Source organism: Ruegeria sp. BC6, assembly GCF_056539185.1.
The window spans coordinates 604373-630339 of sequence record NZ_JBQFUM010000001.1; the positions used below are offsets into that span (position 1 = coordinate 604373).

22 protein-coding genes are annotated in these 25967 nt (G+C 61.0%); 15 read left to right on the forward strand and 7 right to left on the reverse strand.

What is annotated here, in order from left to right:
• The first annotated feature begins 25 nt into the window (after positions 1-25).
• Entirely contained in the window at positions 26-742 is a 717-nt protein-coding gene (locus ACR0MM_RS03010) for an RlmE family RNA methyltransferase (RefSeq protein ID WP_170338513.1), read from the forward strand.
• Here ACR0MM_RS03010 and ACR0MM_RS03015 read toward each other — a convergent pair whose 3' ends face one another.
• The 3 genes from ACR0MM_RS03015 to ACR0MM_RS03025 all read right to left on the reverse strand — a co-directional run bounded on the left by ACR0MM_RS03015 (position 743) and on the right by ACR0MM_RS03025 (position 3832).
• Positions 743-949: a hypothetical protein gene (locus ACR0MM_RS03015; protein ID WP_170363418.1), complete on the reverse strand. Its 207-nt coding sequence runs from the start codon at positions 947-949 to the stop codon at positions 743-745.
• 97 nt (positions 950-1046) lie between these two features.
• Positions 1047-2969: a multiheme c-type cytochrome gene (locus ACR0MM_RS03020; protein ID WP_480694327.1), complete on the reverse strand. Its 1923-nt coding sequence runs from the start codon at positions 2967-2969 to the stop codon at positions 1047-1049.
• Entirely contained in the window at positions 2966-3832 is an 867-nt protein-coding gene (locus ACR0MM_RS03025; protein WP_222456688.1) for a YihY/virulence factor BrkB family protein, read from the reverse strand. The genes ACR0MM_RS03020 and ACR0MM_RS03025 overlap by 4 nt, the downstream gene beginning before the upstream one ends.
• Positions 3833-4003: 171 nt before the next feature.
• On the opposite strand from ACR0MM_RS03025, the gene ACR0MM_RS03030 reads away from it, so the two are divergent.
• The 10 genes from ACR0MM_RS03030 to cls all read left to right on the forward strand — a co-directional run bounded on the left by ACR0MM_RS03030 (position 4004) and on the right by cls (position 15695).
• A complete protein-coding gene (locus ACR0MM_RS03030) occupies positions 4004-5089 on the forward strand; it encodes an AI-2E family transporter (protein ID WP_480694330.1) in 1086 nt (361 codons plus the stop codon).
• A gap of 131 nt (positions 5090-5220) precedes the next feature.
• Entirely contained in the window at positions 5221-6198 is a 978-nt protein-coding gene (locus ACR0MM_RS03035; RefSeq protein ID WP_480694332.1) for an AAA family ATPase, read from the forward strand.
• Between the two features lie 20 nt (positions 6199-6218).
• Complete coding sequence (locus ACR0MM_RS03040; RefSeq protein ID WP_480694334.1) at positions 6219-7166, forward strand: DUF58 domain-containing protein; 948 nt, start codon at positions 6219-6221, stop codon at positions 7164-7166.
• The gene (locus ACR0MM_RS03045) at positions 7163-7636 is read left to right on the forward strand and encodes a DUF4381 domain-containing protein (protein WP_480694336.1); all 474 of its coding nucleotides are present in this window, start codon (positions 7163-7165) and stop codon (positions 7634-7636) included. The genes ACR0MM_RS03040 and ACR0MM_RS03045 overlap by 4 nt, the downstream gene beginning before the upstream one ends.
• Positions 7636-8619: a vWA domain-containing protein gene (locus tag ACR0MM_RS03050; RefSeq protein ID WP_480694338.1), complete on the forward strand. Its 984-nt coding sequence runs from the start codon at positions 7636-7638 to the stop codon at positions 8617-8619. Before ACR0MM_RS03045 ends, ACR0MM_RS03050 begins: the two co-directional genes overlap by 1 nt.
• Positions 8616-10118, forward strand: coding sequence for a VWA domain-containing protein (locus tag ACR0MM_RS03055; RefSeq protein ID WP_480694340.1), 1503 nt, complete (start codon positions 8616-8618; stop codon positions 10116-10118). Before ACR0MM_RS03050 ends, ACR0MM_RS03055 begins: the two co-directional genes overlap by 4 nt.
• Positions 10115-11341, forward strand: coding sequence for a hypothetical protein (locus ACR0MM_RS03060; protein ID WP_480694342.1), 1227 nt, complete (start codon positions 10115-10117; stop codon positions 11339-11341). The genes ACR0MM_RS03055 and ACR0MM_RS03060 overlap by 4 nt, the downstream gene beginning before the upstream one ends.
• A gap of 257 nt (positions 11342-11598) precedes the next feature.
• Positions 11599-13209 carry an arylsulfatase gene (locus ACR0MM_RS03065; protein WP_480694344.1) on the forward strand — a complete coding sequence of 537 codons (1611 nt, stop codon included), beginning with the start codon at positions 11599-11601 and terminating at the stop codon, positions 13207-13209.
• Between the two features lie 75 nt (positions 13210-13284).
• Positions 13285-14259: an HAD family hydrolase gene (locus ACR0MM_RS03070; RefSeq protein ID WP_480694346.1), complete on the forward strand. Its 975-nt coding sequence runs from the start codon at positions 13285-13287 to the stop codon at positions 14257-14259.
• A 23-nt stretch (positions 14260-14282) separates the two neighbouring features.
• Positions 14283-15695: a cardiolipin synthase gene (gene cls / locus ACR0MM_RS03075; protein WP_170449924.1), complete on the forward strand. Its 1413-nt coding sequence runs from the start codon at positions 14283-14285 to the stop codon at positions 15693-15695.
• Here cls and ACR0MM_RS03080 read toward each other — a convergent pair.
• Positions 15692-16126, reverse strand: a complete 435-nt coding sequence (locus ACR0MM_RS03080) for an ion channel (protein ID WP_170338490.1) — start codon at positions 16124-16126, stop codon at positions 15692-15694. The two genes, cls and ACR0MM_RS03080, sit on opposite strands and share 4 nt — an antisense overlap.
• A gap of 171 nt (positions 16127-16297) precedes the next feature.
• Between ACR0MM_RS03080 and ACR0MM_RS03085 the strand changes: the two genes are divergently transcribed.
• Genes ACR0MM_RS03085 through ACR0MM_RS03095 form a run of 3 tightly spaced genes read left to right on the forward strand, consistent with a single transcriptional unit; the run spans position 16298 to position 20380 of the window.
• Complete coding sequence (locus ACR0MM_RS03085; protein ID WP_170442781.1) at positions 16298-16945, forward strand: ABC transporter ATP-binding protein; 648 nt, start codon at positions 16298-16300, stop codon at positions 16943-16945.
• A complete protein-coding gene (locus tag ACR0MM_RS03090) occupies positions 16942-19356 on the forward strand; it encodes an ABC transporter permease (RefSeq protein ID WP_480694348.1) in 2415 nt (804 codons plus the stop codon). Before ACR0MM_RS03085 ends, ACR0MM_RS03090 begins: the two co-directional genes overlap by 4 nt.
• A complete protein-coding gene (locus tag ACR0MM_RS03095) occupies positions 19346-20380 on the forward strand; it encodes a lipocalin-like domain-containing protein (protein WP_480694350.1) in 1035 nt (344 codons plus the stop codon). The genes ACR0MM_RS03090 and ACR0MM_RS03095 overlap by 11 nt, the downstream gene beginning before the upstream one ends.
• Positions 20381-20385: 5 nt before the next feature.
• On the opposite strand, the gene ACR0MM_RS03100 is transcribed toward ACR0MM_RS03095, so the two are convergent.
• From ACR0MM_RS03100 to ACR0MM_RS03110, 3 genes are all read right to left on the reverse strand, one after another.
• Positions 20386-20817 carry a universal stress protein gene (locus tag ACR0MM_RS03100; protein ID WP_170339026.1) on the reverse strand — a complete coding sequence of 144 codons (432 nt, stop codon included), beginning with the start codon at positions 20815-20817 and terminating at the stop codon, positions 20386-20388.
• Positions 20814-23423, reverse strand: a complete 2610-nt coding sequence (locus tag ACR0MM_RS03105) for a TRAP transporter permease (protein ID WP_480694353.1) — start codon at positions 23421-23423, stop codon at positions 20814-20816. The genes ACR0MM_RS03100 and ACR0MM_RS03105 overlap by 4 nt, the downstream gene beginning before the upstream one ends.
• Positions 23424-23534: 111 nt before the next feature.
• The gene (locus tag ACR0MM_RS03110; protein ID WP_170338481.1) at positions 23535-24503 is read right to left on the reverse strand and encodes a TAXI family TRAP transporter solute-binding subunit; all 969 of its coding nucleotides are present in this window, start codon (positions 24501-24503) and stop codon (positions 23535-23537) included.
• Positions 24504-24895: 392 nt separating this feature from the next.
• On the opposite strand from ACR0MM_RS03110, the gene ACR0MM_RS03115 reads away from it, so the two are divergent.
• Positions 24896-25966, forward strand: coding sequence for a hypothetical protein (locus tag ACR0MM_RS03115; protein ID WP_217359926.1), 1071 nt, complete (start codon positions 24896-24898; stop codon positions 25964-25966).
• Position 25967 lies beyond the last annotated feature (1 nt).

Sequence of the window (25967 nt, forward strand, 5' to 3'; positions counted from 1 at the left end):
TCGCAGTCTTCAGGAGACCTTTTCGATGGCCAAGAAACCCAGCGGCAAAAACACTTCGGGACGCGGACAGCGTGACCTGAAGGTCAAGGTCAAGACCGCGCGCGGACGCAAGCTCAGCTCGACCCGCTGGCTCGAGCGGCAGCTGAATGATCCGTATGTTAAGCGAGCGCAGGCCGAGGGGTATCGGGGGCGCGCGGCCTACAAGATTCTGGAGTTGGACGACAAGTTCCGCTTTCTGGTTCCCGGCGCACGCGTGGTCGACCTTGGCTGCGCGCCCGGTGGCTGGTGTCAGGTCGCGGTCAAACGCGTGAATGCGCTGGGCGAGAAATCGGGCAAGCGGATCGGGACGGTTCTGGGTGTTGACCTGCAAGAGGTCGAGCCCGTGGCGGGTGCCGAAACCCACGTTCTGGACTTCATGGAAGACGATGCCGACGAGAAGGTAAAACAGTGGCTTGGCGGCAAAGCCGACGTTGTCATGTCGGACATGGCCGCAGCGTCCTCCGGGCACAAGCAGACCGACCACCTGAGGATCATGGCGCTGTGCGAAACCGCCGCCTATTTCGCCTTTGACGTGCTGGAGGTCGGAGGAACCTTTGTCGCAAAAGTTCTGGCTGGTGGCGCCGAGGGCGATCTGCAGAAACTGCTGAAGCAGAAGTTCGACAAAGTGGCAAACGTCAAACCGCCAGCTTCACGGTCGGACAGTTCGGAAAAATTCGTGGTGGCAACCGGTTTTCGGGGCTGATCAATCGTCGTCGAGCGCGATCTTGTCGGCTACAATCCGCTGCGGCCGCAACGATGCCGCCGCGATCCCCTGCAGCAGCAACGCCTCGCCATGGTTGAGATACGTGGCCGGCTTGTTGCGCAACTCGTCGATCCGCTGATCCAGCGAGACCCGGCGCGTTGCCACAGGTTGGTCGAGCTTTGTCGACGGGCGTTTCAAATACAACATGGATTACCACATCCTGAACTGGTCAATGCCTTGTCCATGGATGTTGGCCGGTAAATGGGACTGCAAAATGGCGCAACTGCGTCGCTTCGATGCCGGTTTACCGGCCCAGTTGCCGCGCAAGATCCTGAAGCGTTGGGCTGTCGGGCAGAGTCCGAAGACCCTCGTCCAATACCTGACGGGCTGCATCCGTGCCGCGGTTGATTTGGGCCAGCTGGATCAGCATTGGCCAAGCATCCTCGCGCTGGGGATCCATGGATACCACCTGACGAAAGGCCTGTTCGGCGGCGACAGGGTTTCTCAGCGTCAGCGCCATCCCTCCAAGGACCAGGTGGGTTTCCGGGAAATCCAGACGGTTGGACAAGGAGCGCTGCCAATCCGCCATGTTCTCACGCGCGTTGTTGCGCTGCAGGGGTGTCAAAGCCGCGGCGGGAATGGGCAGGAACTCCTTGGCAGCTGCAAGGCGTACACTTCGCATTGGGTCGGACAACAGCGGCGACAAACGGGCCACCCTGTCGTCCAGCCCTGCCGCCCGCTGCAACACCGCCGCGTTGGCGCGAACCAATGGGTCTTCGTCCGTCAGCATCGCTGCTGTTTGCTCGGCCATTTCGGGGGTCGCGAAAGGTTGCAGCAGATAGGCGGCCGTCGCCCGCACAATGCCGGGTTGCGCACCGTCCTGAGCAACAGCCAGCAACGCGGCCGGGTCGTCGACCTCTCCGGCAAATGCGGGGGCGAATGCGGTCCCGAAATGGGGCGTACGATGATCGGAGTCCGGGAACCAGTCATTTATGGCGGCGGCGGCCCAGGGCTGATCCTGATCCGTGTGGCAATCAGTGCAGGCATCCTCTCCCAAGCCCAGATCGGGGCGCGGCACACGGAAACTGTGATCGCGCCGACCATCGACGCCCATATAGAGACGTTCGATCATGTGGCAGCTTTTGCACTGCGCCCCCTCGCCTCCCTCCGGGTGGTGGTGGTGTGAGGGATCGTCGTATTGCGCCTTTCGCAGTGACGGAAAATCGGGGTTGCCAGCCGGGGAATGGCACTGCGTACAGACCGCATTGCCCTCGGCCTTCAAGGTTGCACTGTGCGCCTCATGGCAATTCAGGCAGCCGACGCCTTGCGCATACATTTTGGACTGCAGAAAAGATCCATAGACATAGACCTCGTCCAGTATTTGGCCGTCGGGCTGGTACAGACCCGGACGCAGAAGCGCCAGATTGTAGGCATCGTGGAATGGCGTGCCCGGCAGCGGGTTTCCGTCCTCCAGAGCTTCACGGCGGGAATGACAGCCGGCGCATTGCTGAATCTCGACCTCGGTGTCGCCCGTACCCCAGATGGCAGGAAAGCCAAACTCGTTCAGCCCGGCAGGTGCAGGCTGACCTTTTGTCCAATCCAGATGAGCCGAGCCGGGGCCATGGCAGGCCTCACAACCCACGCCGATCTCGACCTGCTCGGAAGCAAAGGACTGGGTCTGCGGCTGAAAGTTCTTTTCGAACCCTGTCGCGTGACACTCCGCGCAGCGGCCGTTCCAATTCTTGTATGGGCCGGTCCAGTGCAACCCATCGTCTGGCGGCAAGTCCTGATCCGGATACAGGTGATACCAGCGCTTGGCCTGCGTGTCCCAGACCACATCAAAGCTCTGCAATCGGCCGGGCTCGGTTTCAAACAGATATTGCTGCAACGGCTCGATCCCAGCGACGGAATGAACCCTGTATTGCAGGCTTTGGCCGTCTTTCTCGGTCACGTCGGCAAGATAGTCCGACCCCTCCCGTCGAAACGTGACGGTCATGCCGTCATGAGAAAAGGCCGTATTACCGAAGTCGGCCACAACGGTGTCAGGCGTGGGCTCTATCCAGGCCAACGCGTGGTGGGATCCCGCCCAGGCTTGCACCTGTTCGTCATGACAATCGCGACAAGCGTCCGAGCCGACATAGTCCTGCGCCCAAGCCCAACCGCCGTTTTGCAAAAGGGCGCATCCGGAAAACGCGATGATCCGGGCGATGCGGTGCCAATTTCTCATGAAGCTCCGACCTCGCCCTGATTGTCGATGTCCATCAGCGCGCCGTTGAACTCTGCGCCGAAAATTAGGATGGCAGCGCACAGATACATGAAAATCAACGCGGCCATGGCCCCCGCCAGGCCAGCATAGGTGGCGCTGTAGGTCGCGAATTGCGCGATATAGACCGAGAACCCCCACCCTCCGGCCGCCCACAACAGAAGGGTCAGCGCCACTCCGGGCAGGATTTGCATGATGCGGTGACGCTTGGTCGGCAGGATCAGATGGGCCAGTAAGACCGTTCCTGCCGGCACCGCCACCGTGAAGGTCCACCGCAAACGGTCAACCGACAGCCACTCGCCCACGTCCACGGCCGTATTCTCGGACACCAGACGTGTATAGACCGGCAGCACCAGTTCAACCGCCGCGATCAGCAGGATCGCGGCTCCGCCCAAAATGACTAACCCGAGGCAAAGCAGGCGCGTCTTCCAGAATGGCCAGCTGTCATTGTCATGATAGGCCTGATTCATGGCGGCACGTACGGCCGCCACTCCGTTCGAGGCAAAGTAGACGGCCAGCAGACCGCCCAGCGTGATCACACCCGAACCCGACCCGTCCAGAACCGCGCGCAGTTCGGCCACGATGGGTTGGGCCACGTCTTGTGGCCACGCACCGAATATCAACTCGATCAGTTCGTCCGTCACATATCCCTGCGACAACGACCCGGCCAAAGCGACGGTGAAAAGAACAAACGGAAACAGCGCCAGCATCAGCGACATCGCCACATGGCTGCTCATGACGAAACCGTTTTTGTCGCCAAAGCGTTGGACCGCCAGCCACAGCGCCCGGTCAAACCGGCCGAAAACGGGAATCGAAAGACGTGTCATTGGGAAACTCTAGCCTGCAATCCGCGTTGGAAGAACCGGCCAATGTGCCAATTGCACGAGATTCTACCGAATAACTGTCTGGCCCGATTGCATAAAGCCCGCTGCCTGTGCAGGATTGCCCCACAAAACTCCAATCGCTGCCGGCTTGCACCGGTATAGCCGAGGCCCCGCATGACGCCATCAGAGCCCCCCACCCGCACACCGCTGAGGTTGAGTGTCGTCCGCGACGTCACCATCGTGCTGACGCTTGTGGTTCTGGGGCTTTACGCAGGCGCCAGCTTTCTGATTCCGCTGACCATGGCCTTGCTGATCAACGTGCTGATCATCGCACTCAGCGATCGGGTGATCGCGCTGACCCGTGCCCCAGTCTGGCTGGCCAACCTGGCCGCTGTAACAGTGGTTCTGGCGGGCCTGTTCATGATCACCTACATTCTGGGCAGTCAGGCCACGCAGTTCGCGCGGACCGCGGGTACCTACGAAAGCCAGTTCGACGGCGTGATCAACCGCGTCACCGGTCTGGTCGGGAATGATGTCACCTCTTTTGTCCGGGACAACCTGATCAGCATCGACATGACCTCGGTCGCGCGGATTTTGCTGGGCAGCGCCACCTCGATGCTGAACCAGTTCTTCCTGATCAGCCTTTATGTGGCCTTCCTTATGGCCGAACGGCTGGCCTTCCGCAAAAAGCTGCGGATTGCGGCCGGCAACCCCGTCACCGGAGCCGAGCTTTCTTCGGTTCTGGATGCGATTACCTTCAGCTTGCAGCGCTATGTCGGGGTCAAGACCTTCATCAGCCTCGTTACCGCTGGAATCAGCTATTCGGTTTTTCGCGTGTTGGACCTGGAATACGCGGAAACCTGGGCTGTTCTGACGTTTGCTCTGAACTTCATCCCATCAATCGGGTCGATCATCGCGGTGATCTTTCCCGCGATGATCGCCCTTGTTCAGTTCGAGACGATCGGCCCGTTCCTGATCATCGTCTTCGGGTGCGGCACGATCCAGTTCCTGATCGGCAACTTCCTTGATCCGGCCCTGCTGGGCCGTTCGCTGAACATGTCGACCTTTCTTGTCATCCTTGCTCTGACCTTCTGGACGACGGTCTGGGGCCTGATCGGCGCGTTTCTCAGCGTTCCGTTGACCGTGTGCATTCTGATCATCTTCAGCCACATTCCGGCCCTGCGCCCGATCGCCGTGCTGATGTCGCTGGACGGACGCCTGGCCGACGACGTCAAGTCGCACAGTCCTGATCGGGGCTGAACGCCCTAAAATCGGGGGTGGATCGGTCCCGGGTGCGCTGCTAACTTTCAAATATTGCAATGGATTGACCGAAAAGATCCAGCGGGTCCGGCGCAAACGCATGATTGACCATTTCTGATGATTGGACCGCCATGACACCGCTTGACCAAATCAACGATCTCAAAGCCCGGATGGCCCAATCGATCATTGGACAGACACAGGTCATCGACCGCCTTCTGATCGGGCTGCTGGCCAACGGGAATCTGCTGATCGAAGGTTTGCCCGGCCTGGCAAAAACCCGTGCAGTCAAGGCGATGGCGCGCAATCTTGATGCCGAGTTCAGCCGCATCCAGTTCACGCCCGACCTGCTGCCGTCCGACGTGACTGGGACCGAGGTCTATACCCAGACCGAAGCGGGCGGCACCTTTCGGTTCGAGCCCGGCCCGATCTTTGCCAACATCGTCCTGGCGGACGAGATCAACCGCGCGCCGGCCAAGGTTCAGGCTGCTCTGCTTGAGGCGATGGAGGAACGGCAGGTCACCGTATCCGGCACCACCCACAAGATGGAGCCGCTGTTCATCGTTATGGCCACCCAGAACCCGATCGAGCAGGAAGGGACCTATCCGCTGCCCGAGGCGCAGATGGACCGGTTCCTGATGCATGTGCAGATCACATACCCCCCGGTCGAGGACGAGGTGCTGGTGATCCGTCTGGTCCGCGGCGAGGACACCGCCGCCAATTCCGGGACCACCGCCGAGAAACCCTCACCGATCCCCCAAGATGCCGTTTTTGCCGCCCGGCAGCAGATCGGGCAGATCCATGTCTCGGATGCTATGGATCGGTACATGGCCGATCTGGTCCAAGCCACCCGGACGCCGTCCGCGCTCAGCGATGACCTCGCCGCGTGGATCGAGATCGGCGCCAGCCCGCGGGCGTCGCTGGCGCTGGACAAATGCGGGCGGGCCCATGCCTGGATGAACGGGCGCGACTATGTGGACCCGGCGGACATCCGTGCCATTGCCCATGACGTGTTCCGCCACCGCATCACGCTGAGTTTCGAAGCGCAGGGAGACGCCAAGACCGCCGATGACGTGATCGACGAGGTCCTAAAGCTCGTCGCCCTGCCCTGATCGCAACAAAGGAGAGCCGCGTGTCCCCGACCGCAGCGACATCCCGCGACCCACGCATCCATGTCGATGCCCGCCACCTGCTGAGCCTCGGCGGGCGCACCGGCGCGCTCAGCCTTCTGCCCCGACAGCCAGCCCGTTCGGTGCTGAACGGCCGCCATACCTCGCGCCTGCGCGGGCGCGGCCTGAATTTCGAGGAACTGCGCAGCTATCTGCCCGGCGACGACATCCGCACAATCGACTGGAAAGTGACGGCCCGAACCGGCGAGCCGCATGTGCGCGTCTATACCGAAGAGCGTGACCGCCCGGCGCTGCTGCTGGTGGATCAGCGGGTCTCGATGTTCTTCGGCACAAAAGTCTACATGAAATCGGTGGTGGCGGCCGAGGCTGCGGCCATCGCCGCCCATCGGGTTCTGGCGCAAGGCGACCGCGTCGGCGGGATCGTGTTCGGTGATACCGACCTGGCCGAACATCGGCCACAGCGCCGCCCGGCGGCTTTGCGGCGGTTTCTGTCCTCGCTCGGCGCACTCAATTGCAGCCTGCATGCCGGGTTGCGCCCACAAGCCACGGTCTCGCTGAACCAGGTGCTGCAACAGGCTGCGCGCATCGCACATACCAATGCCTTGGTCTGCGTGTTCTCGGACTTTGACGGCCTGACCGACGGGTCCGAACGGCTGCTTAGCCGCCTGGCCCATTCCAACGACCTGATCCTGTTCGACATTTCCGACCCGATCTCGCACCACATGCCGCCCGAGCTTCGGCTGACGGTCTCGGACGGCGACCAGCAGATCGAACTGGACGCGTCAGACCGTCAAATGTCGGACCGCGTGACTCAAGCGATGGAGCAAAGACTGGCGCAGCTGCAATCCTGGTCGCGCCGATACGGGTTTCCCATTGTCCCGCTGACCACCGCCGAGCCCGCTTTGGCCCAGATCCTGAGGCTGTTCGGCCACCAACGGGGGCGGTCATGACCCCGGACACCGAAGGCAAATCGCTGGTCGAGCTGCTGGACATGCTGAAACCGGCGCCCGAGCCGGCTCCGATTTCCATGGTACCGCAGACCTGGGGCTGGGTTGTTCTGGCAGTGGCACTGTTGCTGGTGCTTGGTCTGATCCTCGTGGCGATCCTGCGGCACCGGCAGTCAAATGCCTATCGGCGGTATGCACTGAAGGAATTGGACCGGTGTCAGAATGACCCGGCCAAAGCCGCCGAGATCGTGCGCCGCGCGGCGCTTGTCGCCTTTCCCCGGTCTCAGGTGGCCGGTTTGACCGGCGACGACTGGATAAATTTTCTGGGTCATACCGCTGACCTGTCCGGGTTTTCCGCCTCGGCCCTCGGCAATCTGGCGGCCGCCCCCTACCGCAAGGGGGTCACCGATCCGGATGCCGCCAAACTGGCGCGGCACTGGATCAAGTCGCATCGGTCCAAGGGGGCGGTCTGATGTTCAGTTTCGCCGCGCCTTGGGTGTTTCTTCTGCTGCCACTGCCAGCACTGGTCCATTTCCTTGCTCCGCCGCACCGGCAACGAGTCGATGCCATCCGCATCCCGTTTTTTCGCCACGTCGCCCAGGCGGCCGGGGCCGAGCCGCAATCCGGCTCGGTAACCCTGAGACGGACGCGGATGCAAACCGGTCTGGCGATCCTGATCTGGGTGCTGCTGGTTCTGGCAATGGCCCGGCCCGAACGGCTGGGCGACCCGATCGTCATCGAGAAATCTGCCCGCGACGTGGTGCTGGCCGTGGACATCTCGGGTTCGATGGACCAGCGCGATTTCAAGGCCGCAGATGGCACGCCCAAGCAGCGGCTGGAGGCCGTCAAGGACGTCCTGCGCGCCTTCATCGCCGCGCGGGACGGTGACCGGATGGCGCTGATCATCTTCGGCACCCGCGCTTTCGTTCAGGCCCCGTTCACCGAGGATTTGCAAAGCCTCAACGACTTTCTGGATCAGACTGCCGTCGGCATGGCAGGTCCGAACACGGCGCTGGGCGATGCGATCGGGCTGGGCATCCGGACCTTCGAGTCGAGCGAGGTCGACCAACGCCTGATGATCGTGCTGTCGGACGGTGCCGACACCTCAAGCCGCATGACGCCGATCAATGCCGCGTCGATTGCGGCGGACAAGGGGGTCGTGATCTACACGATTGGCGTCGGCGACCCGGATGCCACGGGCGAAGACCGGGTCGATCTGGACGCGCTGAAGGACATCGCCAACAAAACCCAAGGCCATTATTTCTTTGCCGATGATGGGGCCGCCCTGACCGAGGTCTACCGACAGATCGACGCCCAGAACCCCCGTGTGGTGGAAACCCAAAGCTACCGCCCGAGGGTCAGCCTTGCGCATTATCCACTGGCGGCGGCGCTGCTCCTCATCCTCGCCAGCACCCTGGGCTTTCGCCTTTCACAGGGTCGGAGGCGCGTGGCATGATAGACGCTCTTGCCCAGTTTCATTTCCTGCGCCCCTACTGGTTGCTGCTGTTGCTGCCGATTGCCGCTGTCTGGTGGCTGACCCGGCCGCGCAGATCGGGCAGCTCGGACCTGCCTGCGGGCATCGCGCCCCACCTCGCTCAGGCACTGCGTCTGGGGGCCGACGATCAACGGCGGGTCGGTCCGCTGGACCTCGCCGCGCTGGCTGCCGGTCTTCTGACCCTTGCCGTGGCGGGGCCGACATGGTCACGGGCGCCGAACCCTCTGATCGCGGACACCGCGCCGCTGGTGATCGCGCTCAAGGTCACCGACAGCATGGAGGAGGCCGACCTGGCGCCGTCACGGCTGGACCGTGCAAAGTTGAAGATCACCGATCTGATCAACACCCGCGCAGGTGCGCCCACTGCCCTGATCGCCTATGCCGGAACGGCGCACCGGGTCGCGCCGTTGACCGAAGACGCCAACATCCTGCGCCCCTTGCTCGAAGGCTTGACCCCGGCGGTCATGCCGGTCGCGGGCGATGCCGCCGGTGACGCGCTGTCGCTGGCGCAGGATATTCTGGGCGATAAGATGGGCACAGGTGCGGTTCTCTTCGTACTTGACGATATCGATCCGCAACAGGTTTCCGCGTTGGGACAATCTGATACCCCTTTGTTTTTTCTGACAATGCTTCCGAATGGCCGCCAGATTCCGCAACTGGACGCCCTGCGCAGCGCCACGATCGTTCCCTTCTCGGGCGACGACCGTGACATCTCCCGGCTGAACCGCGGGATCACCCGCAGTTTTTCCGCGGCCCTGGGCGAGGATGACCGCGTCGACTGGCAGGACCGCGCCTGGATGCTGGCCTGGCCCGTCGCCTTGATCGCGCTGCTGTGGTTCCGACGTGGCTGGGTCATTCGCTGGGGGTTTGTGGCATTGCTGTTTCTGCCACCGACCGGCGCGCGCGCAGACGGTTGGCAGGACTGGTTGCTGACCCCGGACCAGCAGGGCCAGATCGCCATGAACCGCAAGGACTACGCCGCCGCCAGCACGCTGTTTCAAGATCCGTATCACCGAGGCTACGCCCAGTTGAAAGCCGGGCAATATGCCGAAGCCTCCGAGACCTTTGCCCAGCTTTCCACGCCCGAAGCAGCGTTTGCCGAAGGCATGGCCCGCATCCGAAATCGAGAGTATCGTCCGGCCATCGCAGCCTTTGAAACCGCGCTGGAGCGCCGCCCGGATTGGCCGGAGGCCGCGTACAACCTGGCCGTCGCCCAGGCCATTCTGGCCGAGGTCGAATCCACCCGCGAGCAATCCGATACCGGCGAGGAGGCGGGCATCGGGGCGGATGACGTGGTGTTCGACAACGAAGCCGGTTTGGGCGCGGACACCACGCAACAGGCCGAGACCGGGGACGCCGCGCCCTTGTCGGCCGACCAGTGGATCAGCGCCATCGACACCGACATGCAGGACTTCCTGCGCAGCCGGTTTGTTCTTGAAAATCAGGAGCGTTCCCAATGAGGTACTTCGCGCTCTTGATGCTGCTTCTGTGGCCCGCCCAGGCTTCGGCGCAAGCACCAGACATCCAGCCCCGCGTCACGATCGAAGTGCCGCCGGATCCGACAATCGTCGGCCAGCCCGCCATCGTTCGCCTGAAGGTGCTGGTGCCGACCTACATGCCAAATCCGCCGGTCTTTCCATCGCTTGAACAGGAAAACCTTCTGGTACGCCTGCCCGATCGCGCTTCGGGGCCGGTCAGCGAGAGCGTCGAAGGCCAAACATGGTCCGGGGTTCAGCGCAGCTATCGGCTGTATCCGTTGGCCCCCGGCACGTATGATTTCGCCGCGGCCGAGGTGCAGGTGACCTATGCCGATCCCGAAACCAACGATCCCGTTCAGGTCTCGGTTCCCCTGCCTGCCGTTCGCCTGACAGTCGGGATTCCTGACGCAGCCCGAGGATTGGATCCCCTGATAATCGCTGACGGGTTCGAACTGTCGCAGGAGATTGAGGGCGATACCAGCCTTCAAACCGGAGACGCACTGACCCGCACCCTGACGGCAAAGATCACCGGAACGACCCCGATCATGATCCCGCCTTTGTTACCCGGGATTGAGGACCCGTTGTTGCGAGCCTATCCCAATGAGCCCCGATTGACGGAAACCGAAGACCGGGGCGTTCTGTCCGGCCAACGAACCGACCGCGTGACCTATGTGGCTCAGGACGGCGGACAGACCCAATTGCCGGCTGTCGAGATCGATTGGTTCAACCTCAAGACCAACAAGGTCGAAACTGCGCGCGCCGATCCCGTCGACCTCGTTCTTGCACCGCCGCCTTGGCAGCCTCCGGACCGGGAAACGGTTATACGTCTGGTCGGTTATTTCATCATCGGAGCCTCAATATTATGGCTTGTTTTCCGAAGGATACATCCGGCTCTCAATGCACATTTGGAAGTGGCCAGACAACGAAGACTGGGCTCGGCGGCGCATGCGTTTTCAGAACTCAAGCAAGCTGTGCGCCAACAAGACTTGGCCCGTGTCTATGAAACGTTGGAAGACTGGAAGCGGCGGCTGGCCGACCCACCTGACACTGCTGAATTCGAGGCTTCTCTGGCCGAAATCGGCGCGTCCAGATATGGCGGCGGCGATCAGCAAGCGGAAAACTGGAGCAAGGTCCGAGATTGCCTTGACCGTATCGCCCGCCCCCTAGGCCACTCTCAATCCGCTTTGCCTCAGCTCAATCCCTGACGCGGCTGCCAATTACTTACCTTACGTCAACCCAATCTGAGCCAAATCCCAGGGCGCTATCTTCAAACATAAGTATTTTTAGATTGGTCTTTGTGATAGTTATCAATTGCCTAGAGGGGCTTGTCTTGATTCCCCCTTTTTGCCGGACCGCCTGACCTGAGAGGGGCGTGTTGAATGATTGACGGATCGGGGAACGCATTTTCCCCTTTTGACTTTCCTGCAAGGCCGTTTTTGCCTGACCACATAAGGAGAAAAAGATGTCATCACAGGGAAATTTAACACATCTATGGCGCAGAGGGTTGCGACGATTGGCCGTTGCTACGGTTTCTGTCGCGCTGGCCGCGCCGGCCTGGGCGCAAGATCAGAAGCCCAACATTCTGGTCATCTGGGGCGACGACATCGGTCAGTCGAACATCTCGGCCTACACCAAAGGCATGATGGGATACCGTACGCCCAATATCGACCGGGTCGCGAATGAAGGTATGATCTTCACCGACTATTATGGTGAGCAGTCCTGTACCGCAGGGCGGTCGTCTTACATCATGGGTCAGTCAGTGTTCCGCACAGGGCTGTCGAAGGTTGGCCTGCCAGGTGCCGATCTTGGTATGCAGGTCGAAGATCCGACCATTGCTGGGTTGTTGAAGGACCACGGCTATGCCACCGGTCAATTCGGCAAGAACCACCTGGGAGACAAAGATGAACATCTTCCGACAAACCACGGATTTGACGAGTTTTTCGGAAATCTCTACCACCTGAACGCGGAAGAGGAGCCCGAGAACGAAGACTATCCGGGTGGCACCGTTTTGCCCGATGGTCGGACTTTCCGCGAAGCCTTCGGTCCCCGTGGCGTCATCAAGTCCAAGGCCGACGGAACCATCGAAGATACCGGACCGCTGACCAAGAAGCGGATGGAAACCGTGGATGAGGAAACGGTGGCTGCGGCGATCGACTTCATCAAGCGGGCCCACGAGCAGGGCCAGCCCTTCTATGTCTGGTGGAACGGAACGCGCATGCACTTCCGCACTCATGTCAAAGACGAGATGCGCCAGCAGGCCAATGACATGACCGGTCGTGTGATGGACGAATATTCGGCCGGCATGATCGAACATGACATGCATGTGGGCCAGCTGCTCGATCTGCTGGACGAGCTGGGCATCGCCGACAACACGATCGTTCATTACTCGACAGACAACGGACCGCACTACAATACGTGGCCTGATGCTGCGTCCACGCCGTTCTGGGGCGAAAAGAACACCAACTGGGAAGGCGGCTGGCGCGTGCCCTCGATGGTGCGTTGGCCCGGCAAGATCGAACCCGGTTCGGTCACCAACGAGATCGTGCATCACATGGACTGGCTTCCGACCTATCTGGCGGCGGCCGGAGACCCCGAGATCAAGGACAAGCTGAAGGCAGGCTATTCGTCCTCGGGGATGGGTCGCGACTACAAGGTGCATCTGGACGGCTACAACATCCTGCCGCTCTTGACGGGTGAAACCACAGAAAGCCCGCGCAAGGAGATCTTCTATTTCTCGGATGACGGCGACATGACGGCGCTGCGCTTCGGAGACTGGAAGCTGATCTTCCTGGAGCAGAAGGCCTGGGCCACCCTGCGCGCCTGGATGGAGCCGTGGACCGAACTGCGCGTTCCGATCATCGTGAACCTGCGCCGCGATCCCTATGAACGCGGATATCGCACGTCCAACACCTACTACGACTGGATGATCGACCGCGTGTATTTCCTGGTGCCCGCGCAGCAATACGTGGCGAATTTCCTCGCAACTTTCCAGGAGTTCCCGCCGCGCCAGAAGGCGGCGAGCTTCAGCCTGGATCAGGTGATGGAAAAGATGCTGACGCCGACCAACAACTGATAAAGGTCGGTTCTACTCTCGAGGGTCGCCGGCTTGATCGGCGACCCTCATTTCTTTGATGCGAAAGGATATTTCATGTTCCGCCTGATCTTCTCAGCCGCCGTTTTCGCGTTGCCTGCGGGCCTTGCGGCGGACCCTCTGCCCAGTTGGACCGACAGTCCGGCCAAGGAACGGATCATCGCCTTTGTCGATACGGTGACGACGCCGAACTCGGACGGCTATGTCACCCCTGCAGACAGGGTGGCGGTGTTTGACAATGACGGGACGCTCTGGGCCGAGCAGCCGGTATATTTCCAGTTCATCTACGCCATGGATGAGTTGGCCGAGATGGCGCAGGACGACCCCTCGATCCTGACCACGCCGACCTTGGAGGCAGCGGCCCAAGGCGACGCTGAAACCGTGCTGAAGGGCGGTGAAGATGCCTTGATCGAAGTCGTCAGCGCCACGCATTCGGGGCTCAGCGTCGATGCCTTCCAGGCTTCCGTCGCCGAATGGCTCCAGACGGAACGCCATCCCGATACGGGGCTGGCCTATGACCAGATGACGTATCAGCCCATGGTCGAACTGCTCCGGTATCTGCGCGACGAGGGGTTCACGACCTACATAGTTTCGGGCGGAGGCCTGCATTTCATGCGCGTGTTCGCCGAAGACGCCTATGGGATACCCCCCAACCAGATCTTGGGAACCTATGCGGACAGCACCTACGAATTTGTCGACGGCACGCCCACGATCATGAAGGCGCCCGCGCTGGCGTTCATCGACGACAAGGAGGGCAAACCGATCAACATCGAGCGCACGATCGGGAAACGACCGATCCTGGCGGTCGGGAACTCGGACGGTGATTTTGCCATGCTGGAATGGACCACCGCCGGCGATGGGCCGCGGATGGGCGTTCTGATCCATCACACAGATGCCGAACGGGAATGGGCCTATGATCGCGACAGTCACATCGGGCGGCTTGTCGACGGGCTGGACAAAGGCCCTGAAATGGGCTGGGTTATCGTAGATATGGCCAAGGACTGGTCCCGGGTTTTCACCGGCTCGAACTAAAGCGCGGAAAGGTCGGCACACACATGTGGACATTCATCGCCTCGCTGTCCGTCTTTGCCATCTACTGTGTCGCGGTATTTTTCGCAGTACGGGCCGCCCAGACGGCGCGCACCCCGCAGGGTGCCGTGGGATGGGTGGTGTTTCTGCTTTCGGCACCGTTTCTGGCGGTGCCGCTATACCTGTTTCTGGGACATCACCGGTTCAAAGGGTATCGGATCGCCCGCAAGGAAAGCGAGCGCGTGGTCGAAGGGATCCGCAGCTTTGCCGATCACTCGAAACCCGATCCAGCGACGCTGACCGTCAATCCGCGCCCGTTTGAAGCGCTGGCTCACCTGCCCCTGTCCCGCGGCAACGGGGCCGAACTGTTGATCGACGGAGAGGCGACGTTCCAATCCATCTTCCGCGCGATCGATGCGGCCAAAAACTACGTCCTCATTCAGTTCTACATCGTGCGCGATGACGCGCTGGGGCTGGAACTGCAAGACAGGCTGATCGATGCGGCCAAACGCGGGGTCAGCGTCCGGTTCATGACTGACGCAGTAGGCAGCTATGGCCTGCCGTCCTCATACCTGGAGGAGCTGCGCTCGGCCGGTGTGGATGTCGCTGATCCACGGGACCAGCGCGGGCCGAAGTTCCGGTTTCAGCTGAATTACCGCAACCACCGCAAGACCGTGATCATCGACGGCGAAACCGGGTTCATCGGCGGGCACAATGTGGGCGTCGAATACCTGGGGCAGGATCCGTATTTTGGCCGCTGGCGGGACACCCACATCAAGATGACCGGCCATATCGTTCGTCAGTTGCAGCTGATTTTCACCGAGGACTGGCACTGGGCCCGCGGAGAAGACCTGATTGACGTGCTGGACTGGGCCGGATCGGAATCCGATCAGGACATGAACGCGCTGCTGGTCGCCACCGGACCGGGCGACGCGACTGAAACGGGGTCGTTGATGTTCTTTTCCACGATCGCTGCGGCACAGGAGCGGCTGTGGATCGCATCACCCTATTTCGTGCCGGATATCGACGTGATGACGGCACTGGAACATGCCGCGCTGCGCGGCGTTGACGTCCGCATTCTGGTGCCGGACATGATTGACCACCGCCTGCCCTGGTTGGCCGCCTTTGCCTATTTCGATGAAATCCGGGATTCCGGCGTGCGTGTATTCCGCTACACCGACGGGTTCATGCACCAAAAGGTAATTCTGGTGGACGACACGTTGGCCGCAGTTGGCACCACCAACCTGGACAACCGCTCGTTCCGTCTGAATTTCGAAGCGATGGCGCTGTTCTTCGACAACCGGGCAGCCGCTGCCGCCGAGGACATGCTGAAGACCGATTTCGAAGCCAGCTACGAAATGTCCAGAAGCCTCGCCCAGCAACCGCCGCATATCCGCTATGGCGCGCCTTTGGCGCGGCTGTTCTCGCCGATCCTCTAGGTCAGGAACCGTTCCTGGAATACGCGCGTCATCAGCGCGACCATGAATGCCGTGGAAAGACCGAAGGCCAACAATCCGGTGACCGAGGCGAAGGCCCCGAAAATCCGCAAGCCCTCGCCCAATACAATGTCGCCATAGCCCAGCGTCGTGAAGGTCACGAGCGAGAAATACAAGGCCGAGTTCCAGTCCGGCAGGACATCTCCCATCACCCAGACGATCGCCCAGATCCACACCTGAATCGTATGCGTCGCCACGATGACGGCCAGCGCCAAGGCGATCGGGCCTGCCGTCGGCAGAAAGGTTCCCTGCCCTTCCCATCTGTCGATCACCTTGCGCACCATGATGGTGCACCATGTGAGCAGCCCGATCTCGATCAGGAAACACAGCCCCAGATAGAAGCTGCCCCAAAGGATCTGCTGCGACAATGTCATGGTAATACCCTGCATCGGCCCGGAAACTGAAACTGCACAATGGCGGCTCTGCCCTCAAGGCACAAGGCCGGACAGCGGGCAGTCGTGCGACGAAAAGAACCGAAACTTTTTGAAGGCTGGACAGCGGATCGGCGCGCCGCACATTGTAGAGCGCACTAGGTGAGACTGATCATGTTGTTGGAAATACAGAATATCCACAAAACCTACCCGCGCGGGCGGCCTGTCCTGAACGACGTATCGTTGTCGCTGGAACGCGGTCAGACGCTTGCCATCACCGGCGAAAGTGGCAGCGGCAAAAGCACGTTGCTGAACCTTGCCGGCGCGCTGGACAGTTTTGACAGCGGTGAGATCGTTCTGGATGGCACGGCGTTGTCGCGACTGGACGATCGCGGCCGCGCATTACTAAGGCGCGAAGACGTGTCGCTGGTGTTCCAGCAATTCAATCTGATCCCGTCGCTGACGGTTGCGCAGAACCTGTCATTTCATGCCCGGCTGGCAAATCGCGTTGACCCCGAGTGGGTCGCGCATCTGACCGCGACGCTCGGTCTCGCCGAATTGACCCAACGCTATCCCGAACATCTGTCGGGCGGCCAGCAACAGCGGGTCGCGATTGGCCGGGCCCTTGCCGTCCGTCCCAAGCTGCTGCTGGCGGACGAGCCAACGGGAAACCTGGACGAGACTGCAAGCGCGGCGGTTCTGGAGCTGATGCTGTCCTTGGTTGCAGATACCGGGGCAGCCCTGCTGTTGGTCACGCATTCGCCCGTGATCGCAGCCCGGCTTGATCAAACGGCACACCTGGCAAACGGGCGGATCGCATGACGCGCACCGTGATCCAGGCCCTCTGGTCGCATTGGCGTTGGCACCGTATCCAACTGGCCACGCTGCTGATCGGAATCGCGCTTGCGACAGGCCTTTGGTCGGCGGTCCAGGCTATCAACGCCGAAGCCCGTGCCAGCTATGCGCGTGCCAACCAACAATTGGCGCTTGGGCAGATGGAGATGCTGCGGCATCCATCCGGCCACATTCCTTTGGACACATACGTAAATCTGCGTCACGCCGGATGGCAGGTCGCGGCCGTTCTGGAAGGTCGGTACAGGGTTGGGGACCGATCGGTTCTTTTGACCGGAGTAGACCTTGTCGCCCACCCGCCGCTTCCGGCGGTAACGCGACTGGAACAGGAAGAAGCCCCACCCGACCCGGCGACCATGCTGACCGCGCCCGGCCGACTGCTGGCGCCACCAGACTTGGTGCCAATGCTGCAGGATCAGCCCGATCTTCCACCGGCGATCGCCAGCACTGCGCTTCCCCCCAATGTGGTTCTGACCGATATCGGCGTGGCTGAGACACTGTTGAACAAACCGGGTGAGATTTCGCGACTTGCCATCCTGCCCGATCAGCCTCGCGGAGTTGCGCCCCTGTCCCAGGTTGCGCCGGAGCTGAACCGTCAGCCCCCTTCCAACAGCGTCGACACTACACGCCTGACCGACAGCTTCCACCTTAACCTTTCCGCGTTCGGCCTGCTGTCCTTCGCCGTAGGGCTGTTCATCGTGCACGGAACGGTTGGGCTGGCCTTTGCGCAGCGCCGTGGAATGGTCCGCAGTCTGCGCGCGATGGGTGTCCCGATGGGTACGCTTTCCCGCATCATTCTGGCCGAACTTTTAGGTCTGGCTTTGATCGGTGGATCCATGGGCCTGCTGCTGGGTTTTTTCCTGGCCGGAGCGTTGTTACCCGATGTCGCCGCAACCCTGCGCGGGCTCTATGGTGCACCGGTGGATGGTCAGTTGCAACTGAGGGTCGGTTGGGTGCTGGCCGGGCTGGGTATGTCCATCACAGGAACCCTGGCAGCCAGCGGATACGCCCTGTGGCGTCTGGGCCGAATGCCGGTATTGTCCGGCCCAGGCTTGCAGGCATGGCGTGGCCGCAGCACACGAGCCGTCGTGACCGGACTGGCGGGTGTTGGGCTCGCTCTTGGCGGGGTCGTGATCTTTCTGCTCTTTGACGGATTGGTCGCTGGTTTCGCTCTGATGGCAGGCATTCTGACCGGCAGCGCCCTTTTGCTGCCTCTGGTTCTGTCCAGCATATTGCACCTGTGCGCGGGGCGCGCCCGTGACCCGGTTCGGCAGTGGGTGCTGGCCGACATGCAGGCCCAGCTGCCGGGCCTGTCGCTTGCACTGATGGCTCTGCTGCTGGCCCTGGCCGCCAATATCGGTGTCGGAACCATGGTGTCCAGCTTCCGGCTTACCTTTGTCGGTTGGCTGGACCAGCGCCTGATGGCCGAGCTATACATCACGGCAAAGGACTCGGATCAAGGTCTAGAGATCGAGACATGGCTGACCCCGCGCGTTGACGCAGTCCTACCGATACGGAATGTGGAGCTGGATCATCCAACAGGCCCGCTGTTTCTGTACGGAGTGGTCGATCACGCGACCTACCGGGACAACTGGCCCCTTGTCGCCGCTGTCCCGGACGTATGGACCAAGGTTCTGGCCGACGGCGCCATCCTGATCAACGAACAACTGGCCCGCCGTGCTGATCTGTGGCCCGGGGATTCGATTGCGCTCAACGCCGATCACACTCTGGCAATCGCTGGCGTCTATTCCGACTACGGCAATTCGACCGGGCAAGGGATCGTCTCAATGGACCTGTTCGGCAGGGTCGCGCCAAATGCCGAAAACCGACGGTTTGGTATTCGCATCGCTCCGGAGCGCGTAGATGAGCTGGCGGCGGACCTGCAGAACAGGTTTGATCTGGACCCCGGCGCGATCATCCGGCAGGCCGCGCTGAAGGCGCAGTCCATGGCGATCTTCGAAAAGACATTTGTCGTGACATCCGCTCTGAACATCCTGACGCTTGGCGTGGCCGGCTTTGCCATTCTGACCAGCTTGCTTACGCTCTGGACCCAGCGGCTGCCTCAGATCGCTCCGGTCTGGGCAATGGGGCTGACGCTGTCGCATTTGTCCAAACTGGAACTGGCGCGCAGCATGGTTCTGGCTTTCCTTACCGCCTGCCTCGCCTTGCCGCTGGGTCTGGCACTGGCTTGGATTCTGCTGGCCGTCATCAATGTCGAGGCGTTTGGATGGCGGCTACCCATGCACCTTTTCCCGTCGTCATGGGTGCAGCTCATGCTGTGGACACTTGTGGCCGCCGCCCTTGCCGCGGCGCTGCCTGCCTGGCGGCTTCCGCGGATGCCGCCGGCCGATCTGCTGAGGGTCTTTGCCAATGAACGCTAAACTACTCGTGTGTGCGCTGTTCTGGCCCCTTGCGGCAATGGCGCAGGGGTTTGCCGGTTTGGGCGGTTCAGCCGACGGGTTTGACGTACCACAACCAGAGTACCAGTTCGAATTCCCCGCCGACCACGGCCCGCATCCATCCTATCGGATCGAATGGTGGTACCTGACGGCCAATCTGACCGGAGAGGACGGTCGGGACTACGGCATACAGTGGACCCTGTTTCGCTCTGCCTTGAAGCCATTTGAAACCGCTGGCTGGCAAAGCCCACAGATCTGGATGGGCCATGCCGCGCTGACAACTCCGGAACGCCACTTCTTTGCCGAGCGCCTGTCTCGTGGTGGAATTGGGCAGGCCGGTGTCACGGCCGACCCGTTCGAAGCATGGATCGACGAATGGCGCATGGCAGGACCAACGCTCCAGACCCTGACCCTGACTGCAAACGGAGCCGATTTCGGGTACGACCTGAACCTGTCTGCTTCGGGGCCGCTGGTCTTTCATGGTGAGAATGGCTTTTCCGTGAAATCCGCTGATGGGCAAGCCAGCTACTATTATTCGCAGCCGGACTACGCCGTCCAAGGCACGTTGCATCTGCCCGACGGCGATGTAGCGGTCACCGGGAGCGGATGGCTGGACCGAGAGTGGTCTTCGCAGCCTTTGGCCGCCGATCAGTCAGGGTGGGACTGGTTCTCACTCAATTTCGAGGACGGCGACAAGTTGATGGCGTTTCGCCTGCGCGGCGGACGTGGGGACTATACCTCAGCCACCTGGATCAACGCGGACGGTTCCAGCCGCAGCCTGCCGGACGGGTCAGGTATCTTCACGCCACTGGAAACCAGCCGGGTCGCGGACCGCGATGTTCCGACGGATTGGCGCGTGACCATCCCGGGCGAGGATTTGGACATTCGCGTCCAGGCTCAGAACACCCAAGCCTGGATGGGGACGCGCTTTCAATACTGGGAGGGACCGGTCACCGTTTCAGGCAGCCACAAGGGGCGCGGCTACCTTGAGATGACCGGGTACTAGCGGGTTTAGCGGACCACGTAGACCGAAACGTTCGAGTGGCGCACCACTCGCGCCGCGTTCGGTCCCAGCAGGTAGTCCTTGAAATCCGGCTTGTGCGCACCGATCACGATCAGATCGCTGCCGGCACTTTCGGCGGTCTTCAGGATCTCCTGATAGGCCGTGCCGGTTGCAACGACATGGCGGATCTTGGCATTGCGCTCCGACCCGACTGCATCGACACACAGCTCAACCAGCTTGTCATGCGCTTCGTGCTGCGCCTTGTCGTGGAAGTCGGGCCGGAAAAAACCGGACACCCAGCTTTCACCGAAATCCGGCAGTACGGTCACCACGTCCAGCTGCGCCCCATCGAGATCGGCCAGTTTCGCGGCAATTTTCAGGACAGGAGCATCGATATTGCCGTTGCTGATATCAACGGCGCACAGGACGGATTTTGTCATGCGGGCACCTCTTGTCTGGCGGCACGGCCGCGTTGCAGGAAGGCGATCAACCCCAGCAGCAGCATGGCCGGGATATAGATCAACTGTTTGGGCGGCTGGCTGACCGGAAGATCGGCGGATGCGATACGCACAGGCTCGTCCGCGTAATAGTCGAAATTGGCCAGGTCATCGGCGATGGGCGAGCCGAACATAGGTTCGTCCATCTTCACCAGGCCATCTTCCTCGATCAACAAAAAGCCCATGGCATCAACACGCGCCGCACCATCAGGTTCGGACCCCACGGTGACGACGACCGTGGTCTCGGTCATGTTGCCGGTGTCGAAATCCGGACCGCTGACCACGACCCGGACATCGGTGCCGGGTTCAGCCTCACCAATGGCCTCCACGAATCCGGCCGGCTCGACCTCGAGGTGCGAGGGCGAGATGCGATCCATGAAATAGTCCGGCCGGAACAGCGCGAAGGCGATCGCAATCAGCGCAACGCTTTCGTAGATGCGGCTGTGGGTCAGGAAGTAGCCCATCGTGCCGGCCGTGAACACGAGGATCGCAATCGTGGCGAATATGGCCACTATGATCCCCTCAACCCAGGTGACATCGATCAGCAGCAGGTCGGTGTTGAAGATGAACACGAAAGGCAACGCCACGGTACGCAGGCTGTAGAAGAACGCAGTGAAGCCGGTCTTAATCGCGTCACCGCCCGATACGGCGGCCGCAGCAAAGCTGGCCAACCCCACAGGAGGCGTCACGTCGGCCATGATGCCGAAGTAGAACACGAACAGGTGGACCGCGATCAGCGGCACGATCAGGCCGCTTTGCGCGCCCAGTTCGACCACAACGCCCGCCATCAGCGAGCTGACGACGATATAGTTTGCCGTGGTCGGCAGCCCCATGCCCAGGATCAGGCTGAGCAGCCCTACCATCACCAGCATCAGGATCAGATTGCCGCCGGACAGGAACTCGACCAGATCGGCCATCACCTGCCCCACACCGGTCAGGGTCACGGTACCAACGATCACGCCGGCCGTGGCCGTGGCCAGCGCAATGCCGATCATGTTGCGCGCGCCGTCGATCAGGCCCTGCCACAGGTCGGCAACCCCATCGACAAAGGAGTTTGCCAGATCGCTCTGCCCCCGGAAGATCGCCTTGAGCGGTTTCTGCGTCAGCAGGATCACGAACAGCAGCGCGGTCGCCCAGAAGGCCGACAGACCCGGCGACTTCTGTTCGATCATCAGGAAGTAGACCAGAACGATGATCGGCAGCAGGTAATGCAGGCCGGCCTTGTAGATCTCGGAGATCACCGGCAGCTTCACTTCGGTCGCGTTCGGGTCATCGGGCTCAAGGTCGGGAACCTGAGCCGCCAGGTACAGCAGAGCAACATAGACGGCGCACACCGCCACGCTCAGTATCAGACCAGCGCTGGACGGCGCCCAGCTTGTGACGGCATCCACCGGGAACTGCGAACCATAGCAGAGCCCCGCAAACACCAGGAAGAACATCAGCATCCCCACGACCGTACGCGCCAGATGCACGTCGCGGTCGCCCAGAGTGGGCATGTTCCGCTTCACGGCCTCGAGATGCACGATATAGACCAGCGCGATGTAGGAAATCGCCGCCGGCAGGAAGGCGTGGGTGATGACCTCGACATACGAGATGCCCACGTACTCCACCATCAGGAAGGCGGCGGCGCCCATCACGGGCGGCATGATCTGGCCGTTGACCGAACTTGCAACCTCGACCGAGCCGGCCTGCTCGCTGGTAAAGCCTACGCGCTTCATCAGCGGGATGGTGAAGGTGCCGGTGGTGACGACGTTGGCGATGGACGAGCCCGAAATCAGGCCGGTTGCGGCCGAACCGACAACGGCGGCCTTGGCCGGACCGCCGCGCAAGTGACCCAGCGCGCCGAAGGCCATCTTGATGAAGTAATTCCCTGCCCCGGCCTTATCCAGCAAAGCGCCGAACAGAACGAAGAGGAACACGAATTTCGTCGAAACACCCAAGGCGATGCCGAACACACCCTCGGACGTGATCCACATGTGGCTCATCGCCTTTTTCAGGCTGGCGCCCTTCCAGCGGATCACTTCGGGCACCCACTCGGACGAGCCGAAGAACACATAGGCCAAGAAGATCGTCGCAATGATCGCCATGGCGGGGCCAAGCGCGCGCCGCGCGGCTTCGAACAGCAGGATCAAGCCACCGAGGGCGATCCATTTGTCGACATCGTCCGCCAGACCGCCCGCATTGACGATCTTGTCATAGAAGAAATAACCGTAAAGGGCGACACCGGCCCCCAGAACACCCATGATCCAATCCTGGATCGGAATGTAGTTTCGCGGACTGGATTTAAGCGCTGGATAAGCCGCGAAGGCCAGGAACATCGCGAAGGCCAAATGAAACTGACGCGCGTTGTTCACAACGCTGCCGGGCAGCACATAGTTGGCAATCGGTGACGCCAGAACGACTTGAAAGATCGACCAGATCGCGGCCACGATCGCCAGGAACAAGCCGACATTGCCAGCCGGGTCCCGCGCCCCCGCATCCGAGGATGCAACCAGTTCCTGTAGTTCTTCTTCGGATAACGGACGATTGCCCTGTTGATCAGCGCTCATCAAATGTCTCCCCGTCCAACGGCCGGTTTCCGGCGCAGTTTTGGTATTACCGGCCTCTCACCGGTGAAAACGAGGCGCGAACAGCGCCTCGTTTCTGGACTTGAAGGTGGATTACTGGATCCAGCCTTTTTCTTTGTAGTACTTCTCGGCGCCCGGATGCAGCGGAGCCGACAGACCGTCCTTGATCATTTCCTCAGGCTTGAGGTTGGCGAAGGCCGGGTGCAGCTTTTTGAAGTCGTCGAAGTTCTCGAAGACCGAGCTGACAACCGCGTACACCGCATCGTCAGACACGTTTGCCGAAGTCACGAAGGTCGCGCCCACACCGAAGGTCTGGGTGTCAGCGTCCGAACCGCGATACATGCCGCCGGGGATGGTGGCCGTACGGTAGAACGAGTTGTCGGCAACCAGCTTGTCAACGGCTTCGCCGCTGACGTTCACCAGAACCGAGTCGCACGCAGTGGTGGCTTCCTGGATCGAACCGGACGGGTGGCCGACGGTGTAGACCATCGCATCGATCTGGTTGTCACACAGCGCGGCCGACTGTTCGGCGGCCTTCAGCTCGGTTGCCAGTTCGAAGTCATCCGTGGTCCAACCCAGGGCTTCCATCAGAACTTCCATGGTGCCGCGCTGACCCGAACCGGGGTTGCCGATGTTGACGCGCTTGCCCTTCAGGTCTTCGAAGTTCTTGATGCCGGAATCGGCACGGGCCACCACGGTAAACGGCTCGGGGTGAACAGAGAATACGGCGCGCAGCTCTTCGAACGGGCCGTTTTCCTCGAATTTCGAGGTGCCGTTGTAGGCATGGTACTGCCAGTCGGACTGGGCCACACCGAATTCCAGCTCGCCTTCGCGAATGGTGTTGATGTTGTAGACCGATCCACCCGTCGATTCGACCGAGCAACGCACGCCATGTTCTTTGCGGCCCTTGTTCACCAGACGGCAGATCGCGCCACCGGTGGGATAGTACACGCCGGTCACACCGCCGGTGCCGATGGTGATGAATTCTTCGGCATAAGCCGCCGGAGCCATGAGGGCAGCGGTCACGACCGCGCCGAGGCTGAGCTTGCTTTTCTTGATCATTTAGGAACTCCCAAGATTCTTATTGTGGACGGAAGACAGGCCAAAGGCCCCTTGTCCGGGGGACGAGCCATTATGACAATCCGCATGAGCAGGCAACGGATGAGCTCAAATTTTCCCGAATTCTCCCAACAGTCACGATGGTTTGTTGCCCGTACCGCTGTTGTCAAGCGTTAAGCGCCCGACCCCGGCGCCGGGACGCACATATGACGAGGAACCCGAAAATTTCCCCGGCTTGACCCCGCAACTATGGGTGTCGCACCGTGTTGACCGGTCCGCGGCGCGTCAAGTATGATCTATCAGGTCGCTGAGTTCGAAGATTTTTTGTTTTCTGACAATCGGTTATTTGTTTTTTCCTGTTCGTGTGAGTTCACAGCGTGATTGGTTATTCTTCTTTGCAAAGCAAATCGTCATCAATCAGCGAGTTCCGCTGGCATTTGTTTCTGGCGCTGGTCTTTACGGTCGCCGCCGGAGAGATGTTTTTCGACACATATCGCGTCGTTTACTTCGGCGCGGTCTCTTTCGACGACTATTCCCACTACCTGCTGTATCTTCTGGATGAAGAGCGTGGCCGCGTTCCCCCTTCGCCGCATGTTTACCGCATAGGCTCGGTCATACTTGCGCTGCCGTTCTACAATCTGCCGTTCGTGTCACTGTCTACCGGGTCAGGAGAAGTCTTTCTTCCTGACAGCGTTGCCGACGCCAAGGCTCTGGCCGCGATGTGTGCCGCCAACGTCTTCTACCTGGTCCTGACGGCGCTTCTGGTTTACGCCTATTTGCTGCGGCGTGTTGGAACCACTGCGCAATGGGCATTCATCGGCGCCGCGTCAGTTCTGTTTCTGGGGCAGTTTCTGGCGCTGGAAGGCAATGACGGCATATCGGTCTTTCCGTTGACGGTGGCCCTTTTGTTGGCTGCCGAGAAGAAATGGAAGTGGTTTGTTCTTACCGTGTTTCTTGGCGCGTTCATCAATGAAAAGATCATCATCGTGACGCTGCTGATCTTTGGTCTGCGCGCATTGGCAATGATGTCCTTGCGCAGCGACGAGGCCAGGGTCACGGCCGCCCTGTTCTGCCTGTTCGTTGGATTTCTGGTTGTCATTACCGCATTTCCGTTTCCCGGCGTGAACGACAATCAGAGACAAGTTGGGCAATTCATCACCAGCGCGCTGTCCACGCTGAAAGGCAGCACAAGTGTCAAAGGACTGTATCTGAATGTCTGGCCGTTGTTGGTTCTGACCGCCTGCTGGTGGATTGCCGTAACCGGTCAGGCTGCAAATCAGGTCCTGCGCCGGACGGACGTTTTGGCGCTGCTGGCGTTTTTCTCGCTCATCGCCATGTTGAACGTACAGTTCAATATCGGTCGTCTGGTCACGTATTTCATGCCGTTTTTTGTCGTGGGCTGCATTCAGGCCCTCGCAGCCAGCGACAGCCAGCGCGCGACTACGCCCAGAGACGGTAATGGGTGAC

Coding starts and splice junctions, on each gene's coding strand:
- ACR0MM_RS03010 (WP_170338513.1), top strand. CDS start 26: ATGGCCAAGAAACCCAGCGGCAAAAACACTTCGGGACGCGGACAGCGT.
- ACR0MM_RS03015 (WP_170363418.1), bottom strand. CDS start 949: ATGTTGTATTTGAAACGCCCGTCGACAAAGCTCGACCAACCTGTGGCA.
- ACR0MM_RS03020 (WP_480694327.1), bottom strand. CDS start 2,969: ATGAGAAATTGGCACCGCATCGCCCGGATCATCGCGTTTTCCGGATGC.
- ACR0MM_RS03025 (WP_222456688.1), bottom strand. CDS start 3,832: ATGACACGTCTTTCGATTCCCGTTTTCGGCCGGTTTGACCGGGCGCTG.
- ACR0MM_RS03030 (WP_480694330.1), top strand. CDS start 4,004: ATGACGCCATCAGAGCCCCCCACCCGCACACCGCTGAGGTTGAGTGTC.
- ACR0MM_RS03035 (WP_480694332.1), top strand. CDS start 5,221: ATGACACCGCTTGACCAAATCAACGATCTCAAAGCCCGGATGGCCCAA.
- ACR0MM_RS03045 (WP_480694336.1), top strand. CDS start 7,163: ATGACCCCGGACACCGAAGGCAAATCGCTGGTCGAGCTGCTGGACATG.
- ACR0MM_RS03050 (WP_480694338.1), top strand. CDS start 7,636: ATGTTCAGTTTCGCCGCGCCTTGGGTGTTTCTTCTGCTGCCACTGCCA.
- ACR0MM_RS03055 (WP_480694340.1), top strand. CDS start 8,616: ATGATAGACGCTCTTGCCCAGTTTCATTTCCTGCGCCCCTACTGGTTG.
- ACR0MM_RS03060 (WP_480694342.1), top strand. CDS start 10,115: ATGAGGTACTTCGCGCTCTTGATGCTGCTTCTGTGGCCCGCCCAGGCT.
- ACR0MM_RS03065 (WP_480694344.1), top strand. CDS start 11,599: ATGTCATCACAGGGAAATTTAACACATCTATGGCGCAGAGGGTTGCGA.
- ACR0MM_RS03070 (WP_480694346.1), top strand. CDS start 13,285: ATGTTCCGCCTGATCTTCTCAGCCGCCGTTTTCGCGTTGCCTGCGGGC.
- cls (WP_170449924.1), top strand. CDS start 14,283: ATGTGGACATTCATCGCCTCGCTGTCCGTCTTTGCCATCTACTGTGTC.
- ACR0MM_RS03080 (WP_170338490.1), bottom strand. CDS start 16,126: ATGACATTGTCGCAGCAGATCCTTTGGGGCAGCTTCTATCTGGGGCTG.
- ACR0MM_RS03085 (WP_170442781.1), top strand. CDS start 16,298: ATGTTGTTGGAAATACAGAATATCCACAAAACCTACCCGCGCGGGCGG.
- ACR0MM_RS03090 (WP_480694348.1), top strand. CDS start 16,942: ATGACGCGCACCGTGATCCAGGCCCTCTGGTCGCATTGGCGTTGGCAC.
- ACR0MM_RS03095 (WP_480694350.1), top strand. CDS start 19,346: ATGAACGCTAAACTACTCGTGTGTGCGCTGTTCTGGCCCCTTGCGGCA.
- ACR0MM_RS03100 (WP_170339026.1), bottom strand. CDS start 20,817: ATGACAAAATCCGTCCTGTGCGCCGTTGATATCAGCAACGGCAATATC.
- ACR0MM_RS03105 (WP_480694353.1), bottom strand. CDS start 23,423: ATGAGCGCTGATCAACAGGGCAATCGTCCGTTATCCGAAGAAGAACTA.
- ACR0MM_RS03110 (WP_170338481.1), bottom strand. CDS start 24,503: ATGATCAAGAAAAGCAAGCTCAGCCTCGGCGCGGTCGTGACCGCTGCC.